The sequence below is a fragment of the Amycolatopsis sp. YIM 10 genome, assembly GCF_009429145.1.
Classification (GTDB): domain Bacteria; phylum Actinomycetota; class Actinomycetes; order Mycobacteriales; family Pseudonocardiaceae; genus Amycolatopsis.
The window spans coordinates 5,873,496-5,890,336 of the sequence record NZ_CP045480.1; the positions used below are offsets into that span (position 1 = coordinate 5,873,496).

General features: G+C 70.3%; 14 protein-coding genes. 10 read left to right on the plus strand and 4 right to left on the minus strand.

What is annotated here, in order from left to right:
- Window positions 1-17 precede the first annotated feature (17 nt).
- Window positions 18-527: a hypothetical protein gene (locus tag YIM_RS48670; protein ID WP_194239775.1), complete on the plus strand. Its 510-nt coding sequence runs from the start codon at window positions 18-20 to the stop codon at window positions 525-527.
- A 13-nt stretch (window positions 528-540) separates the two neighbouring features.
- Here the strand turns inward: YIM_RS48670 and YIM_RS27955 are convergent, their stop codons facing one another.
- A complete protein-coding gene (locus YIM_RS27955) occupies window positions 541-1,305 on the minus strand; it encodes a DUF4239 domain-containing protein (RefSeq protein WP_153033157.1) in 765 nt (254 codons plus the stop codon).
- Between the two features lie 830 nt (window positions 1,306-2,135).
- On the opposite strand from YIM_RS27955, the gene YIM_RS27960 reads away from it, so the two are divergent.
- The 6 genes from YIM_RS27960 (at window position 2,136) to YIM_RS27985 (ending at window position 10,417) form a co-directional block, all read left to right on the plus strand.
- Complete coding sequence (locus YIM_RS27960; protein WP_153033158.1) at window positions 2,136-3,569, plus strand: family 2B encapsulin nanocompartment shell protein; 1,434 nt, start codon at window positions 2,136-2,138, stop codon at window positions 3,567-3,569.
- An 84-nt stretch (window positions 3,570-3,653) separates the two neighbouring features.
- The gene (locus tag YIM_RS27965; protein ID WP_153033159.1) at window positions 3,654-5,069 is read left to right on the plus strand and encodes a family 2B encapsulin nanocompartment shell protein; all 1,416 of its coding nucleotides are present in this window, start codon (window positions 3,654-3,656) and stop codon (window positions 5,067-5,069) included.
- A 15-nt stretch (window positions 5,070-5,084) separates the two neighbouring features.
- Window positions 5,085-6,107 (plus strand): family 2 encapsulin nanocompartment cargo protein polyprenyl transferase, encoded by a 1,023-nt coding sequence (locus YIM_RS27970; protein ID WP_153033160.1) that lies wholly within the window; start codon window positions 5,085-5,087, stop codon window positions 6,105-6,107.
- A 61-nt stretch (window positions 6,108-6,168) separates the two neighbouring features.
- Entirely contained in the window at window positions 6,169-6,924 is a 756-nt protein-coding gene (locus tag YIM_RS27975) for an aminotransferase class IV (RefSeq protein ID WP_153033161.1), read from the plus strand.
- A gap of 38 nt (window positions 6,925-6,962) precedes the next feature.
- Window positions 6,963-8,915, plus strand: coding sequence for a hypothetical protein (locus tag YIM_RS27980; protein ID WP_228005034.1), 1,953 nt, complete (start codon window positions 6,963-6,965; stop codon window positions 8,913-8,915).
- Window positions 8,912-10,417, plus strand: a complete 1,506-nt coding sequence (locus YIM_RS27985) for a hypothetical protein (RefSeq protein WP_153033163.1) — start codon at window positions 8,912-8,914, stop codon at window positions 10,415-10,417. The genes YIM_RS27980 and YIM_RS27985 overlap by 4 nt, the downstream gene beginning before the upstream one ends.
- Before the next feature lie 190 nt (window positions 10,418-10,607).
- Here the strand turns inward: YIM_RS27985 and YIM_RS27990 are convergent, their stop codons facing one another.
- Window positions 10,608-11,708: a DnaJ domain-containing protein gene (locus YIM_RS27990; RefSeq protein ID WP_370468890.1), complete on the minus strand. Its 1,101-nt coding sequence runs from the start codon at window positions 11,706-11,708 to the stop codon at window positions 10,608-10,610.
- An 85-nt stretch (window positions 11,709-11,793) separates the two neighbouring features.
- Between YIM_RS27990 and YIM_RS27995 the strand changes: the two genes are divergently transcribed.
- Window positions 11,794-12,264: a heme-degrading domain-containing protein gene (locus YIM_RS27995; protein WP_153033164.1), complete on the plus strand. Its 471-nt coding sequence runs from the start codon at window positions 11,794-11,796 to the stop codon at window positions 12,262-12,264.
- A 79-nt stretch (window positions 12,265-12,343) separates the two neighbouring features.
- Window positions 12,344-13,594 carry an SGNH/GDSL hydrolase family protein gene (locus YIM_RS28000; RefSeq protein ID WP_153033165.1) on the plus strand — a complete coding sequence of 417 codons (1,251 nt, stop codon included), beginning with the start codon at window positions 12,344-12,346 and terminating at the stop codon, window positions 13,592-13,594.
- Here the strand turns inward: YIM_RS28000 and YIM_RS28005 are convergent.
- Window positions 13,591-14,442: a 1-aminocyclopropane-1-carboxylate deaminase/D-cysteine desulfhydrase gene (locus tag YIM_RS28005; RefSeq protein ID WP_153033166.1), complete on the minus strand. Its 852-nt coding sequence runs from the start codon at window positions 14,440-14,442 to the stop codon at window positions 13,591-13,593. The genes YIM_RS28000 and YIM_RS28005 overlap by 4 nt on opposite strands.
- 69 nt (window positions 14,443-14,511) lie before the next feature.
- Entirely contained in the window at window positions 14,512-15,777 is a 1,266-nt protein-coding gene (locus YIM_RS28010; protein ID WP_153033167.1) for a glycoside hydrolase family 16 protein, read from the minus strand.
- Window positions 15,778-16,036: 259 nt separating this feature from the next.
- Between YIM_RS28010 and YIM_RS28015 the strand changes: the two genes are divergently transcribed.
- Window positions 16,037-16,780, plus strand: a complete 744-nt coding sequence (locus YIM_RS28015; RefSeq protein WP_153033168.1) for an MBL fold metallo-hydrolase — start codon at window positions 16,037-16,039, stop codon at window positions 16,778-16,780.
- The last annotated feature ends 61 nt before the right edge of the window (window positions 16,781-16,841 follow it).

A 16,841-nucleotide genomic window follows, 5' to 3' on the forward strand; every position in this document is an offset into this window, starting at 1 on the left:
GCTTCTCCTCGGTGTCCATGCCCCGCTCCGGCTCCGGTGACGCGACCGGCTTGATCGGCGCCGCCCGCTTCCGCGTGGAAGCGGGCGGCGCCGATTCCGGTTCCGGCGGCATGGACTCCTGGGGCGGGGGCACCACTGCCTGCCGGCTGGTCGGCGGCGTCGCCTGGGTCGTGGTCGTGGTCGGGATCGGCTTCGGCGGGGTTGTCGTCGTCGGTTCCGGCGGCGGGGTGGTCGTCTCCGGGGGCGCCTCCGGCGGTAGTTCCGGTGGAGGCGGCGGAGGTGGTGGCTTGGGTGGCGGCGGCGCCGGGGGTGGTGGCGGCGGCGCCGGAGGCGGGGGCGGCGGAGGTGGAGGCGGCTCTTGTGGCGGGCACGGCGGTTTCGGCGCGCAGAGCGGCCAGATCAGGCACAGCTTCAATTCGACCTCGGCCGTGGCCATCGGTTGCCCGGCACCGGACGCGTCCGCCGAACCGGCGAAGACGGGACTGGCGAGGCCCAGGACGACGCCCGCGGCCAAGGCGGCGCCGTAACGCGCGGGCCGCATCAGGCGAGCCGATCCACGGCCCACCGGAAGGCGTCCGGTTCCACCCGCGCGCCACCGCCGAACGGGTTCTGCAACTGGTAGATGGCGAACAGCAGCAGGGTGATGGTGCCGGCCAGGGTGGACACGATGATCACGTGCGTGAGCAGCTTGGTGCCGCCGAACAGGTTCGGCAGCAACACCGTGATCACGCTGCCGATGATCAGCACGAACCAGACCACCGCGCCCACCCCGACGCTGTCCGAACCGTTCAGTCGCGCCTGGCGGGCCTGGTAGACCTCCCAGAGCTTGTCCACCGCCTCGGTCTTGCGGCCGGCGGCGAAGTCGTCCTCCGCGACCTCCGCGTCGGTGATCGCGGCGCGGAGGTCCTCGAGCTGGCGCTCGGCCGTGCGGGGCACAGTTTCGCCGTCCCGCAGCTTCGGCCACTCCTCGTTGGTCACCGTCGAGGCGTACTCGGCGGCGAGGCGGCGCACGTCCGCGGCCACCGATTCCGGCAGCGAGTCCGCGGCCCAGGCGACCGCCACCAGGCTGTCGGCCTCCTGGTAGGACTTCTCGCCGGCCGCGCTCACCCCGTCGTAGAGCGAGATGAGCACAAAGGCCACCAGCACCACGTGGAGACCGGCGACGATGGTGAACACCTGCCCGGCCGCGTCGTTGTTGCCGGGGCGGCCCTCGTCGAGCCCGAACCGCCGCACCAGATACGCGGTCACCCCCGCGACGACCGCGGCGCCGGCGACCCACAACACGCCGCTCAGATAGACGTTCATCAAACTCCCAAAACCCACTGGACATGATTGTTCTCACCACCGGAAATACCGATGGGCAGCACAGGGAAAAGACAGCACAACAGTTTCGTCAAGCGCCTCCCGAATGGATTTACCGAACATCGACACGTTTCGGTGAAAATTAACGGCATCCCCTTTGCGGGGCAGGCCGCGCCCCAAGTTATCCACCGGTCGGCGGACCCACAAGTCAGCATGAGGTGGTTCATCCAGTTGATTGCCGGGGACCGTTCGGACCACCGTTTCGGAGCATTTCGGGGCGGCGCGGAGAACCGGCACGAGTAGTCCGGCCCGCGACAGCGTCCTGCACGATCCGGGATTAGGCCAACCGAGAGTGACGTGCTCACCACCTGTCACCGAAAACGCGGTCCAGCGGCCATGATCCTCCACTCGGGACAGTCGTGCCGAGCCCGCCGGCCGGCCGCCGGAGCGAGCCCGTTCGGCGCAGCCGGGTGCCGCCGGGTGGGCCCGCGCACCCCCGAACAGACGAGCACCGGCAGCCGCACTGGGCTGTCCGGTGGCCGGTCCCCCGCCGATCGTCACCGTGCGTTTCACCGCACCGGTCCGCAGCGTCATTCCGGGGGAATTCCGGAGTGAACTAATGCATTTGCCGGAAAGCACTTTCGGGTGACTCCCGTGTCACTGGGGGCCGGTGCTACCGTCGCTGAAGTCGACCACCGTGATCGACCGGGAAATCTCCACAACCTCCATTACCGTCCGATCCGCCGGAATTCGCGGATTTCGCGCGGACCATCGCCGTGCGGACGGATGACCGACAACTGCTCCGACAACTGTTCCGACGTCAAGACTTAAGGATGGGTGGATTCGCAGTGACTGTGACCGAGTCGGCCGCCGAGCCGGGTGTCGGGGAGGAACGGCCCCCGTCGAGCCTGGGTACCGCGGCCGCCCGAAATCTGGCCACCACCACCAAGTCCGTGCCGCAGATGCAGGGCATTTCCTCGCGTTGGCTGCTGCGGGTGCTGCCCTGGGTGCAGGCGCAGGGCGGGGCCTACCGGGTGAACCGGCGGCTGAGCTACACCCTCGGCGACGGCCGGGTCAGCTTCACCAACGTCGGCTCCGAGGTCCGGGTGATCCCGCAGGAACTGCGCGAACTGCCCACCCTGCGCGGATTCGAGGACGACGAGCTGCTCGCCGCGCTGGCCGGCCGGTTCACCCAGCAGGAGTTCGAGCCCGGCGATGTGATCGCCGAAGCGGGCACCCCGATCGACAGGGTGCTGCTGATCGCGCACGGCAAGGTGAACCAGATCGGCCGGGGCCGCTACGGCGACCAGACCGTGCTCGGCGTGCTCGCCGACGGTGAGTACCTCGGCGACCAGGTGCTCGCCGGGGAGGCGGGCGAATGGGAGTACACGGTCAAGGCCGTCACCCCCTGCATCGTGCTGACCCTGCGGGAGCAGTCCCTCGGTGAGCTCAACGGCGGTTCGGAGCTGCTGCGCGAGCACGTCCGGCGGTCGCTCAGCAGGCGCGCCCGCCCGCAGAACGACCACGGTGAAGCCGAGATCAACCTGTCCTCGGGCCACGAGGGCGAGCAGGAGCTGCCCTCCACCTTCGTCGACTACGAACTCGAGCCGCGCGAGTACGAGCTGAGCGTGGCGCAGACGGTCCTGCGCGTGCACAGCCGCGTCGCCGACCTCTACAACCAGCCGATGAACCAGACCGAGCAGCAGTTGCGGCTGACCATCGAGGCGCTGCGCGAGCGCCAGGAACACGAGATGATCAACAACCGCTCGTTCGGCCTGCTGCACAACGCGGATCTCAAGCAGCGCATCCACACCCGGACCGGACCGCCCACCCCGGACGATCTCGACGAACTGCTCGCGCTGGTGTGGAAGGAACCCGCGGTTTTCCTGGCGCATCCGCGCACCATCGCCTCGATCGGCCACGAGTTCAACAAGCGCGGGCTCTACCCGACCGGCGCCGAGATCGAAGGGCACCGGGTGCCCGCGTGGCGCGGGGTGCCGATCCTGCCGTGCAACAAGATCCCGGTCACCGACACCCGCACCAGCTCGATCCTGCTGATGCGGACCGGGGAATCGTCCCAGGGCGTGATCGGCCTGCACCAGACCGGCATCCCGGACGAGTACCAGCCCGGTCTTTCGGTGCGCTTCATGGGAATCAACGACCAGGCGATCATCTCCTACCTGGTCAGCGCCTACTACTCCGCCGCGATCCTGGTGCCCGACGCGCTCGGTGTGCTGGAGAACGTGGAAATCGGCCGCGACGGCTGACCCCACCCTCACGCGTGCGCGGGGCGGCGAGCACGGTCCGCGCACGCGTGAACCAGGAATGCCCGGACGACCCAGGAAGGCGATATGACAGTCACCGAACCCGATCTCGGGGTGGACACCGGCCAGCCGAAGCAACAGAGCCTCGGCACCGCGGCCGCGCGGAACCTCGCCACCACCACCAAGTCCGTGCCGCAGATGCAGGGCATCTCGCCGCGCTGGCTGCTGAAGATGCTGCCGTGGGTGGAGGTGCCGGGTGGTTCCTACCGGGTGAACCGCAGGCTGAGCTACGCCGTCGGTGACGGTCGTGTCACCTTCACCAACACCGGGTCCGAGATCCGGGTGATCCCGCAGGAACTGCGCGAGCTGCCCGAGTTGCGCGATTTCGAGGACGCCGAGGACAACGAGATCCTCAACGGGATCGCCGACCGGTTCCGCCAGCAGGAGTACACCCCCGGTGACGTGATCACCGAGTTCGGCCACCAGGCCGACCAGGTGCTGCTGATCGCGCACGGCAAGGTGAACAAGCTCGGCACCAGTGAGTACGGCGCCCCGACCGTGCTCGGCGTGCTGGCCGACGGGGACCACCTCGGCAACCGGGTGCTGCTCGAAGGCGACGGCATCTGGGAGTTCACCGTCAAGGCGGTCACCCCGTGCACGGTGCTGTCGCTGTCCCGGTCCGAGATCGAAGCGCTGCTCGACCGTTCCGACAGCCTGCGCGCGCACCTGGACCGCGTACGCGCGAACCCGAAGAAGCCGCAGAACAAGCACGGGGAGGCGGCGATCGACCTCGCCGCCGGGCACGAGGGCGAATCCGAGCTGCCGTCCACCTTCGTCGACTACGAGCAGTCCCCGCGCGAGTACCAGCTCAGCGTCGCGCAGACCGTGCTGCGCGTGCACAGCCGCGTCGCCGACCTCTACAACCAGCCGATGAACCAGACCGAGCAACAGCTGCGGCTGACCGTGGAAGCGCTGCGCGAGCGCCAGGAACACGAAATGCTCAACAACCGCTCGTTCGGCCTGCTGCACAACGCCGACCTCAAGCAGCGCATCCACACCCGCACCGGCCCGCCCACCCCGGACGATCTCGACGAGCTGCTGAGCCGCCGCCGCAAGACCGAGTTCTTCCTGGCGCACCCGCGCACCATCGCCGCGTTCGGCCGCGAGTGCAACAAGCGCGGGATCTATCCCGAAGGCAAGCAGCTGGAGGGCAAGCCGGTGCACGCGTGGCGCGGGGTGCCCCTGCTGCCGTCGAACAAGCTCCCGATCAGCGACGGCGGCACGTCGTCGATCCTGGCCATGCGCACCGGCGAGGAGAGCCACGGTGTGGTCGGGCTGCACCAGACCGGGCTGCCCGAGGAGTACGAGCCGGGGCTGAGCGTGCGGTTCACCGGGGTGAGCGACCAGGCCATCATCTCCTACCTGGTCAGCGCCTACTTCTCGGTGGCGATCCTGGTGCCCGACGCGCTGGGTGTGCTGGAGAACGTCGAAATCACCCGCTGAACGGAAGGCGGTCGGATGTCCACTGTGGAAACCATCGGTGACGTGCGCACGGCGGGCGAGATACTGGCCTGGAGCCGGTCCTCGGTCCAGCCCGCGCTGCGGGCGGCGGTGGACACCCTGCCGGGTTCGCTGCGGCGGATCGCCGGTTATCACTTCGGCTGGCTCGACGAAAGCGGCGCGCCTGCCGACGGTGACGGCGGCAAGGCGCTGCGGCCCGCGCTGGTGCTGCTCAGCGCCGAGGCGGTGGGTGGCGGGCCGCGGGCGGTATCGGCGGCCGTCGCGGTCGAACTCGTGCACAACTTCTCGCTGCTGCACGACGACGTGATGGACGGGGACGTGACCAGGCGGCACCGGGCGACCGCCTGGCACGTTTTCGGCACCGGCGCGGCCATCCTCGCCGGTGACGCGCTGCTGACCCTGGCGATGGACGTGCTGGCGCCGAGCGGGCAGCCCGCGCTGCGTGTGCTCGGCAACGCGGTGCAGGACCTGGTCGAAGGGCAGATCGCCGATCTGTCCTTCGAGAAGCGGATCGACGTGACCGTGCCGGAATGCGTCCGGATGGCCGAACGCAAGACCGGGGCCCTGCTGGGTGCGTCGTGCGCGCTCGGCGCACTCGCCGGTGGCGCGGATGCCGACCGGACGAATGAGCTGCGGCAGTTCGGGGAACAGCTCGGGCTGGCCTTCCAGTTCATCGACGACCTGCTCGGCATCTGGGGCGACCCGGCGGTGACCGGCAAGTCGGTGCACAACGACCTGCGCAGCCGCAAGAAGTCGCTGCCGGTGGTGTCCGCACTGACCTCGGGCACCCCGGCCGGTCGCGAGCTGGCCGAGCTGTACCAGGCCGCATCGCTGACCGAGACCGGGCTGGCCAGGGCCGCCGAACTGGTGGAACTGGCCGGTGGCCGGGCGTGGAGCCGGGCGCAGGCCGACGACCTGCTCGGCGAAGCACGGCAACGGCTGCGTGCCGCGCACCCGGAACCCCGCGCGGGAACCGGCCTGGAGACCCTGGCGAAGCTGGCCACGCACCGGGACCGCTGAGTGCTTTTTCCAGTGCCGCCAAGGCCGGGACATCGGCGGCGCGGGATTGTAAGTTGGGAGGATGAGCGATCGCCGCCGGTGGACTTGGGCCGGCGGGCTGGTGCCCACGGAAGTTCCGTCAACGGACGCTCTGGTGGTCGACTCCTTCCTGCTCGACCGCGGCGCGGTGCGCGGCCTTCGCCGCCACCGGGCCCGGTTCACCAGGGGCGCGACCACGCTCGCCAGGCTCAATGAGTCCTCTGTGGACAGATTCTGGGCGGCGATGGTGGCCGAGCTGCCGGTGCGGGGGCTGTGGTTCCCGCGGGTGGAGGCGCACGCCGACGGTTCGCTGGTGTTCTGGCTGCGGCCGGCTCCCCCGCCCCGCCCCGAGACGCGGCTGTGGATCCCGCCGGAACCGGTGGTCCGGCAGCACCCCCGGATCAAGGGCCCCGATCTGCCGCTGCTCGCCGAACTCCGCAACCAGGCCCAGGAAACCGGCGCGGACGACGCGCTGCTGCTCGACGAGTCCGGCTGCGTGCTGGAGACCGGGCACGCCGCACTGCTGTGGTGGCGCGGTGACCACCTCTGCGCACCCGCCCGCGACCTGCCGGTGCTGCCTTCGGTGACCGTCGCCGAACTCGGCATTCCGCTGAGTGAGGAGTACGCGCTGCCGTCCGATCTCGAGGGCACCGAGGTCTGGGCGGTCAACGCGCTGCACGGGATCAGCCCGGTCACCGGCTGGACCGGCACCGGCGGGCCCGCGCTCGCGCCGGTGGACACCGCCCGGCTGGACCGGTTCCGCCACGCACTTGCCACCGCGCCGATCTATGTGGGATGAACGGTGTTCGGCGAGGGTGAGGGGGCGGCGTGGACGGGATGGCGAGCCTGCGGCACGCGATCGAAACGGTACCGATCCCCGGCGCCCCGCCCCGCCTGTCCCACAACGGCGCCGCGGTCGGCCTGGCCCTGCTGGACACCGCGCTGCGGCTCAACCACGTCCGGCGGCTGACCGAGCGGCTGACCGTGGTCGAGCACGGCACCGCCCGCCGCTCCACCGACGTGGACATCAGCCTCAAGCTGCTCGACGAGGGCCAGCGGCAGGCGACCGCGAACCTCCAGGACCTGATCGGCAGGGAACACGGCGAACGCGCGGTCACCCGGCCCGGTGGCACCACGCTGTGGGTGCCGATCGCGCGGCTGCCGCGCAGCAGCGTGTCCCCGGTCGACGTCTACGACGGCACCGGCGAGAAGCTGCCGCGCCTGACCCAGCACGAGACCTCGCGACTGCTCGCCTCCGGGCTCTACCGGCTCCTGCGCGGCATTCTCGCCAGTGACGAACACGCGCACTCCCCGAAGCAGGACCTCAGCGCGTTCCTGTTCCGGCTGCACGAGCCGCGCTGGCTGATCCAGCGCGCGCTGCTCACCCTGCTCACCGAACGGGACCACCCCGCCGAGGAGTTCACCCATCCCACCGCCGGCGGGCTGGTGGCCGGGCACGGCAGGCAGTGCCGGGACATGGCGCTGCGCATCCTCGACGGTTACGGGCACCTGCTGCGGGAGTACGCGCAACTGCTCGACGTGGCGGTGCGGGACTACCTGCTGGTGATCGCGCTGGACGACAACGTCGACGAGCACCGGCTGAACTACGAGACCCCGCTGTACGTCAGCGACGACCGGCCGCGCCGCTTCGCCGAGTACCTGCGTCGGGTGCGGGCCAGCCACAGCGGTTACTTCGCGCGGTACGACACCACCATCCCGGCCACGCTGCGCTCCTACCACCTGGTGGTGCAGACCGCGCCCGAGGTCGACCTGACCCGGCTGTACCTCAGTTCCGACGCGGACGGCCCGCTGGCGCACAACCTCGCCGCCGACCTGGAGTCACTGGCCGGGCGCCCGCTCGCGGCGGGCAAGACCGCCGCGGGCAAGATCCTCGAACTCCAGACCCAGACCGTGCTGCGCCAGCTGGCCGACCTGCTGCGGCGGCGGAAGTGGGAGGCGAGCCGGTCCGGGGTGGAACTGCCCGAGGCCGCGCTGCCGGTGACCCATCGGCTGGCTGCCGCCGCGACCACCGGCGAAGCGGTGCGGCTGGCCGGGAACGACGTGGACAACGCGCTGCTGCGCCATCCGGCGGTCACCGCGGCCAACCTGCGCACCGCGGCGGGCGAGGTGACCGCCCGCGAACTGGGCCAGGACCTGGTGGTGGTCGGCAACTTCACCGACAACCAGGCGCAGGCGTACTGGCGGCGGTCGGCCGGTGAGGGCGGTTACGGCGAGCAGGTGCGCATCCGCGCCGGGCTGGTGCTCAAGGATTCCGGGGAGGCGGGCCCGCGCAGCGTCATGTTCTACGCGCTGGCGGTGGCCGCGACCGCGTGGGGACTGGGCTGGCTGCTGGTCGGCAGCCCGCTGCCCTACGGCCGCGCGGCCACCGAAGCGCTGGGGAACGTGGGCGACGGGCAGTCGGTGATCACCATGTTGCTGCTGGTGCCCGGCTTCCTCTACACCCGGCTCGCGCTGCCGCCGCGCCGGTCGGTGGCCGCCTACCTGCGCACCCTGCCGCGCACGCTGGGCCAGCTGTGCATCGTCTCCCCCGCCGGGCTGGCCGCCGCGATCGCCGCGAAGAGCAGTGGTGAGGTGGTCCAGGTATTTCTCACCATCGCGGTGGTGCTCCCGGTGCTGACCGCGCTGATCCTGTTCAGCCTGCGGTCGTGGCGGGACGAACGGATGCCGCTGAGCCGGATCGGAGTGCCGAAATGGGCCGGAAACGGGCCGATCGCCAGGAAACCGCTGCCGCCGAACGTCCGGTTCGGGCCGGGGGGCGGGCTCCGGTGACCGAGACCTCCATCCGCACCATCGCCGACCTGGCCAGGGCCGGTTTCGAAATCGCGCGGCAGTCCCTGACCAAGGTGGACTACGAGGTGCACCACGTGGCGGCACGCGCAGGCTACCTGCACGAGCTGGCGTTGTCGCCGGATTCGGTGTTCGTGGAAACCCTGTGCTCGGCGGCGAACGGCGGCGGCGTGGTGATCGGCACGCGCACCAGGGCGGCCACGGACGGCCCCGGCCAGGATCCGCCGGATCACGGCTCCCGCCCGGAACCACTGGCCGACGGCTGGCTCTTCCGGCACACCGCGCTGCCGAACCCGACCTTCATCTACGAGTCCGCGCGCACCTTCGAGGGCCTGGTGGTGATCGACCGGCTGGCCACCGAACCCGAGGACTGGCACGGGATCGCGGTGCGCGACCTGACCAAGGAGATCTCCGAGACCGCGGCCAGGGTGGCCGGGGCGCCGCTGCTCACCCTGCAGTGCCCGGCCCAGCTGCCGACCGTGGTCAAGACCCGCGGGCACGACCTGCGCACGCGCAAGGAATCCCCGTCACCGTGTTCCTCGCTGGCGGTCCGGTTCTCCATCGCGCTCTCGGACGCCTCGGCCGAGCGCCGGTTCGCGCTGGCCGACCGGGTGCGGGCGCTGTGCGAGGACTACGGCTTCGGTTTCTGGCTCGCCGACACCCGTCCCGGGCACCGGCCGGGCAACTGGTTCGAGGTGTGCCGGGACGTCCGGCGGACCGCACCGGCCGAGCCGAAGCCGTTGCGCACCTGCCTGCCGCTGACCTGCGCCGGCCCGGCCAGGGTCGGTTCCACGCACGCGATCATCGCCTTCCTGCAGCGGTATCCGCAGGTCGGCGTGGTGGGCTGCACCGGGACCTCACTCGACGACCTGGCCTTCATCCACCTGCAGTTGTCCGTCGAGGGAGTGAGCGCGGAGCGGCTGAACAAGATCCTGGCGAAACTGCTCTCCGCCGATCAGGTGCCCTCGCGGCCGCACGAACTGCTGCGGAAGCCGTTCTTCCGGCTCGGCCTGCACGCCATTCCCGACGAGCCGGCCGACCGCGACCGGACCCATCCGGCCAGCGACTACCAGGCCTTCGTCGGCCCGGCCTTCACCTGTCACCCGCCCGAAGCAGGCGAGATCATGGCGGTGTGGGTGTCCTGGCGGATCGCCTTCTCCGGCGACGGGCTGTCCGCGCCGCTGGACTGCCTGCACGGCGCGCTGCGGGAGGTGCTCGGCGAGGACGCCGCGGCGGTGTCGGTGGAGTACCTCATCTGCCGGGCGACCGAGCAGTCCGTGGTGCGGGGCAAGGGAAAGCTCGGCGTGCCGCGCGCGGTGGTCGAGCGGTTCGGCGGCAGCCGCGTCGAACGCGGCGAGTCGCGGATGTGCGCACTGCTGGAGGACGCCTGGAAGCACCAGGCCGATCTGTCCGAAGTGGACGGTATCGCCGAGCTGACGGTGGCCTGGCGCGAAGCCTGGCTCGGGCACTGGACCTACAGTTAGTTCGTGTTTCCTCAGCGGCGAAGCCGCTGGCTGTGGGCCGTCAACCGGCACCGCCGCGGGTTCTCAGGCGTCTTCTCGCGAGGACAGCTTCATCCGTGGTGAATTGGTATTCATGAGGTGGAGCTCCCGGAGCGAGAAGACGCCTGGGGTTCCGCCACCCGCACCGCCACGCAAACCACGTTCAAAATCTCTAGACGACCTGGGCGCGCAGCGCGCGGAAGGTCGCCGTGTCCAGTGCGGCGGGCTTTTCCGCCAGCCAGTCGCCGATCTCCCAGACGAACTGCTCCGGCGTCATCGGCGGCGCGATCCAGTCGTCGTCCTCGGTGGTGATCTGGCCGGGGCGGTTCGGGTAGAGCACCATCGCGCCGCGCACCTCGACCTCGGGCAGCAGGTCCTGGAAGGCCGCGATCGCCTCGGGCAGCTTGGTGCCGCCACCGCGGAACCGGTTGCCGTTGCGGGTCAGCTCACCCATCTCGTCGAGCGCGTAGTGCCCCGGCGGCCAGACCTTCGACTCGATCAGCACCAGCCGTCTGCCGGACAGGATGGCGTGGTCGGTGTCGGCGAACACCGAACCTGGCCAGGCCAGGCTGTGGAACACCCGCAGGCCGGGGAGCTTGGTCAGGTAGCGGTCCAGCAGTTCGGCGGTGAGCCGCTCACCGATCTGGTCGGGGTCCTGCCCGGTGCGGCCGAACACCGCCGCGTCGCCGAACTCGGCGGTCAGCTCCTTCTCCGCCTTGACGTCGGCGGCGTACCCGCGGGCCAGCCAGGCGCAGGCGGCGCTGACCATGGCGGCGAGCACCACCCAGGTGACCACCACCGGCGTGGTCACGTCCAGCGGCAGCAGGATCGGCAGGCACAGCGCCAGTCCCCCGGCCGCGACCAGCGCCCACGGCGCGTGCCCCCGGCCCTCGCGCGGCAGCCGGTCACCGGGCGCGGCGACCAAAGGCCACCACGGGATCTCTTCGGCGTCGAAGTGCGGGCAGACCGGCTCGTACTCGTCCTCGTACTCCCAGCGCCGGTACCGCGGCGTAACGGGTTCGGGGATCTCCTCGGGCTCCCACGGCTCCCCGAAGTCGTACTCCGCGCGGCGTTCCGGGTCCGCGAGCGTCTCGTAGGCCTCGCGGAGCTGCCGGAACGAGTCCGAGGTACCACCGGCGTCCGGGTGCATGGCCTTGGCCAGCGCGCGGTACGCGGACTTGATCTCCGTCGCCGACGCGCTCTCGGACACCCCGAGCAGCTCGTAGTAGTCGACCCCTTGCACGGTCTGGCGCACCTCCTGCGATCGCGCCAATACGATATGCGGTCGCGCCGGGCGCGGTGCCGCCGGACACGCCCTGACTCGACCGTCCGTCAACGGCTTGGTCTTGAATGGGGACATGGCTACCCAGAGCGAACTGCTCGAGCAGGAACAACGGCTCCAGTTCACCCGGTTCGACAACCACACCGCGCTCGCGCTCGGCGCCCAGCTGCTCGAAGCGGCCCGTCAGCGGGAGTTGCCGGTGACCATCTCGGTGCGCCGCAACGGCCAGCGGCTGTTCCACGCCGCGCTGCCCGGCACCTCCGCCGACAACGACGAGTGGATCGATCGCAAGAGCCGCGTGGTGGACCGCTACGGGCACAGCTCGTTCCTGATCGGCACCCGGTTCCGCGACAAGGGAACCACCTTCGAGGAGTCCTCGCGGCTGGACCCCGACCGCTACGCCGCGCACGGCGGGGTGTTCCCGGTGATCGTGCGCGGGGTCGGCCCGATCGGCACGGTCGGTGTCTCCGGGCTGCCGCAGGCCGAGGACCACGCGTTCGTGGTGGAGCAGCTGGAGCTGTTCCTGAATGGCCGCGATGGCGGTTGACGATCATCCGCGGGCGCCGGAAAATCATCATCCGGCAGTGCAGTGCAACGTTGCAGCCACCGGCCGTGAGGGGATCGGCATGCCAGCAGCCCGCGCTTCGTCCCGACGTTCCCGGATCCGCCGCGGCACGGTTTTCGCCGCCACCGGCCTTCTCCTGCTGACCGCCGCCCCCGGCGCTTCCACCGCGCCGGAGGGCAGGGCGGGCCCGGCCTGGACCGGCTCGTGGACCACCGGGGTCACCGTCGCCTCGGCCGGTACCGGGCAGACCGGATTCACCGACACCACGATCCGCCAGGTGGTGCACCTTTCGGTCGGTGGCAGCGAACTCCGGCTGCGACTGTCCAACGTGTTCGGCACTTCTCCGCTGCGGATCGGCGCCGCCACCGTCGCCGTGCAGCATGCCGAAGGCGGTTCTCGGGTGGACGAGGACACGCTGCGGCAGGTGCGCTTCGGCGGTGAGCGGATGACCACCATCCCGATCGGCGCCGAATGGGTCTCCGATCCGATCGACCTGACCGTGGCCGACGGCGCGAACCTGACCGTTTCGCTGCACCTGCCGGGGCCGACCGGACCACTCACCCAGCACCGCGCCGCGTTCGCCACGAACTGGACCACGCCCGGCAACGAAACCGCCGCCGAGGGCACCGGTTTCACCCCATTGGGTACTTCCTGGTACTTGCTCGACGGGGTGGATGCGCGGACGGTGAGCGCGGGCTCGGCGGTGTTCTTCGGCGACTCGATCACCGACGGCGCCAACACCACGGTCGACCGCAACTACCGCTACCCCGACCGCGTCGCCGCCCGCGTGCTGGCGAAACCCGAGCGGGCCGAGTACGGCGTGCTCAACACCGGCATCGGCGGCGCGCGATTGCTCACCGACCAGGGCCCGGCCGGGCAGAGCGCGATGGCCCGGTTCGACCGCGACGTCAGCGGGCAGAGCGGGGTGCGCGCGGTGGTGCTGCTGCTGGGCATCAACGACATCGGCGGCACACGCGGTGCGGTGGCCGCCGAGGACCTGATCTCGGTGCACCGCCAGTTCATCGCGCGGGCGAAGTCGCTGGGGCTGAAGGTGTACGGCGCGACGCTGCTGCCGTTCGAGGGCGCCGGGTACTACACGCCCGAAGGCGAGGCGGACCGGCAGGCGCTCAACAAGTTCATCCGCACCTCCGGCGAGTACGACGGGGTGATCGACTTCGACCGGGCCACCGGTGATCCGGCGCAGCCGACCCGCCTCAACCCCGCCTACGATGCCGGCGACCACCTGCACCCCAACGACGCGGGCATGGAGGCGATGGCCGCGGTCGTGCCGGTCGACCGGCTGGTGCGCTAACCCGCGATCACCGCGACGATCCGTGTGCCCGGCGCGAATCGTCGCTGCCGGATCAGGTCGAAGAGACCGGCCAGCATCTTGGCTTCGTACACCCGGTCGAGGCGGAGCCCGTGCCGTACTTCGAAGTCGTCGGCGAAGTCGGTGAGCGCATTGGTGCGCTTGGCGTAACCGCCGAAGTGGTAGCCGAGTTCGATGCTCCAGTTGTCCGTGCGGTGCCCGAAAGCCGCGCGCTGGAGGCTGGCGACGTCGTCGTAGAGGAACCGGCCGCCCTTGAGCACGGAGAAGCCGAGCGCGCGGCGACCGGCGGACAGCGCGTACGCCATCCCGGCCAGGGTGCCGCCGGTTCCGCAGGCGCAGCAGAGCACGTCGTAGGGTTCCTCGATCTCCTCGACGATCGCGGTGCAGCCCCGGACGCCGAGAGCGTTGCTGCCGCCTTCCGGGACGAGGTGGAATTCGCCGAACCGCTCGGGCAGCCGGGCGAGGAAATCCGGCTCGTTCCGGCTCCGGTACGTGGTCCGGTCGAGGTAGTGCAGTTCCATGCCGCACCCGGTCGCGTAGGCCAGGGTTTCGTTCAGCGGCAGGTGTTCCTCACCGCGGATCAGCCCGATCGTCCGCAGGCCGAACCGCGCGCCCGCCGCGGCGACCGCGCGGATGTGGTTGGAGTACGCGCCGCCGAAGGTGAGCATCGCGCCGTGTTCTCGCGCCGCGTCGATGTTCCCCTTGAGCTTGCGCCACTTGTTGCCGGGGAAGTCGGGATGGATGAGGTCGTCCCGTTTGAGGAAGACCCGGACCCCGCCGAGCCGGTCGTCGCCGAGTTCGGTGACGGGTGACGGGAGCCGGACCTGCACGCGCTCATGGTAGGAGCAGGGCCGGGGATCGCCCGGCCCTGCTCCCCTGCTTCCCTGCCGACGCCGTTGTCAGGCGGGAATGTTCCATTTCTGGTTGGCCGCGCCGGTGCAGGTCCAGATCTGCGTCCTGGAGCCGTTGGCCGGGTTGCCGCCGATCACGTCGAGGCACTTGTTCGCGGCGATGTTCACGATGTCCTTCGCCGCCGGGGTGGCCCAGCGCTGCGCGCCGGTACCGTTGCAGTCCCACAACTGCACCACCGCGCCGTCCGCGGTCGAGCCGCCGGAGACGTCGAGGCACTTGCCGAGCGCGCGGATGCTGCCGTCACCGGAGATCGTCCAGTTCTGGGCGGCGTTTCCGTTGCAGTCGGTGATCTGGACCGGGGTGCCGTTCGCGGTGTTCGCGCCAGCCACGTCGAGGCACTTCCCGCCGAGGCCGGTGATCTGGCCGCCCGAGCCACCGCCGCCGTCGTTGGTCACGCGCACGTAGTCGACCAGCAGCTGGTTCGGGAACGGGGTGCTGCTGTTCGGGTCGCCGGGCCAGTAGCCGCCGACGGCCAGGTTGAGGATCATGAAGAACGGGTGATCGAACACCCAGCGGTTGCCGTTCAGGTCGGCCGGGGTGCGGGTCTGGTACACGTTGCCGTCCACCGACCAGGTGATCCGGTTGGGTGCCCAGTCCACGGCGAAGGTGTGGAAGGCGTCGGTGAACCGGCCACCGATGGAGTAACCGGCGCCGATGCCGCCCGCGCCCGAGTACCCGGGGCCGTGCAGCGTGCCGTGCACGGTGGACGGTTCGAAGCCGACGTTCTCCATGATGTCGATCTCGCCGGCCTCGGGCCAGCCGACGCTGCCCATGTTGTTGCCCAGCATCCAGAACGCGGGCCACATGCCCTGGCCGTGGGACATCTTGATGCGGGCTTCGAAGCGGCCGTAGGCCTGGGTGAACTTGCCCGCGGTGTTGAGCCGCGCCGAGGTGTACTCGCACCGGCCGTACCAGCACTGGTAGTTCGCCGGATTCTCGCGGCGCGCGGTGATGACCAGGTTGCCCTGACCGTCGTGGACGGCGTTGCTGGTGCTGTTCGTGTAGTACTGCCGCTCGTGGTTGTTGACGTTGTCGCCGGTTTCGAGCTGCCACTTGCTGCCGTCGACCGGGGTGCCGGCCGGCAGGTTGAACTCGTCGGCGAAGGTCACCGCCGCTGTGGTGGGCGGTGCTTCGGCGGCTGGACTGCCGCCCGCCGGAGCGGCCACCGCCAAGCTGGCGCCCGCCACGACGGCGAGCAAGCCTGCGGCCAGCCGGCCGGATCTGCGTTTGCGGGGAAGGTTTCGTACGGACATCGCGCTCACCTTTCGCTGGTGGCACTACCGGGGGGGACCGAACGGGGAGGGAGAGGTGCAGGCCAACGCACGGTGAGGCGACGATGCCTGCGCGAATCACTTTCGCCGTGATTGGCGAAAGTATGCGTGTTCTGTACGAAACCTGCAAGCCTGCAGACGGCTGGTCACCGCCCGGCGGTCGGCCACCCGTCTTCTGCCCACCATCGGCCCGTAACGGCAAGGCCAGGCGGGCACCACGTGGCGCTGCCAGAATCCAGCCATGGCCAGCGCGTCGTCGAACCTGTCCGTGACGGTCCTCGGAGCCAGGACTCCGTATCCCGTTCCAGGTCAACCGTGCTCGGGTTACCTGCTGCGTGGTGGTCACCGGCAGGTATGGGTCGATGCCGGGTCCGGCACTCTCGCGGAACTGCAGCGGCACACCACGCTGGCCGAAATCGACGCCATCTTGATTTCGCACCTCCACCCGGATCACAGCGCCGACCTCGTGGCGGCCTGGAACGCCTACGCCAATGACGAAGCACTTCCGCGGCCGCGCGTGCTGGGACCAGCCGGGTGGGCGGCTCGCCTGGATGGCCTGCTCGGCGCCGGAGCAGCTGCCCAGTGCTTCCACGTGGAAGAAATCGACGACGCCTGGGAAGGGCACCTCGACGATCTCGAACTGAAGGTGAGGCGCGTTCAGCACAGCGAGCCGACACTCGGGCTCCGAGCGACCCGCGGAGGAAGAGTTTTCTTCTACAGCGCGGACTCGGGCCCCTGCCCGGCGCTCGCCGAGCTTGCGCGGAGCGCTGATCTCGCGATTGTCGAAGCCGGGGCCGCTACACCGCAGAACTTCCACCTGACTCCGGAAGAAGCCGCGTCGATCTGCCGGGAGGCGGCCGTGGGCAAGTTCGTGCTGACCCATCTCGCGGCCGGCCTTGCCGTCGACCACGCGCTCTCGCGGGCCCGAACGGCATTCGGCGGTACCGTGCACGTTGCCGAACCCGGCCGGGTCTTCAAGGTCTGACCGCGCACCACGCACGGCCGCAAACCGAGTTGCACGTGGTTGGTGCGGGCGTACGGTGAAC

Coding starts and splice junctions, on each gene's coding strand:
- YIM_RS28010 (WP_153033167.1), bottom strand. CDS start 15,777: ATGTCCGTACGAAACCTTCCCCGCAAACGCAGATCCGGCCGGCTGGCC.
- YIM_RS27960 (WP_153033158.1), top strand. CDS start 2,136: ATGGGTGGATTCGCAGTGACTGTGACCGAGTCGGCCGCCGAGCCGGGT.
- YIM_RS27975 (WP_153033161.1), top strand. CDS start 6,169: ATGAGCGATCGCCGCCGGTGGACTTGGGCCGGCGGGCTGGTGCCCACG.
- YIM_RS28015 (WP_153033168.1), top strand. CDS start 16,037: ATGGCCAGCGCGTCGTCGAACCTGTCCGTGACGGTCCTCGGAGCCAGG.
- YIM_RS28000 (WP_153033165.1), top strand. CDS start 12,344: ATGCCAGCAGCCCGCGCTTCGTCCCGACGTTCCCGGATCCGCCGCGGC.
- YIM_RS48670 (WP_194239775.1), top strand. CDS start 18: ATGCCCCGCTCCGGCTCCGGTGACGCGACCGGCTTGATCGGCGCCGCC.
- YIM_RS27980 (WP_228005034.1), top strand. CDS start 6,963: ATGGCGAGCCTGCGGCACGCGATCGAAACGGTACCGATCCCCGGCGCC.
- YIM_RS27995 (WP_153033164.1), top strand. CDS start 11,794: ATGGCTACCCAGAGCGAACTGCTCGAGCAGGAACAACGGCTCCAGTTC.
- YIM_RS27965 (WP_153033159.1), top strand. CDS start 3,654: ATGACAGTCACCGAACCCGATCTCGGGGTGGACACCGGCCAGCCGAAG.
- YIM_RS27955 (WP_153033157.1), bottom strand. CDS start 1,305: ATGAACGTCTATCTGAGCGGCGTGTTGTGGGTCGCCGGCGCCGCGGTC.
- YIM_RS27970 (WP_153033160.1), top strand. CDS start 5,085: ATGTCCACTGTGGAAACCATCGGTGACGTGCGCACGGCGGGCGAGATA.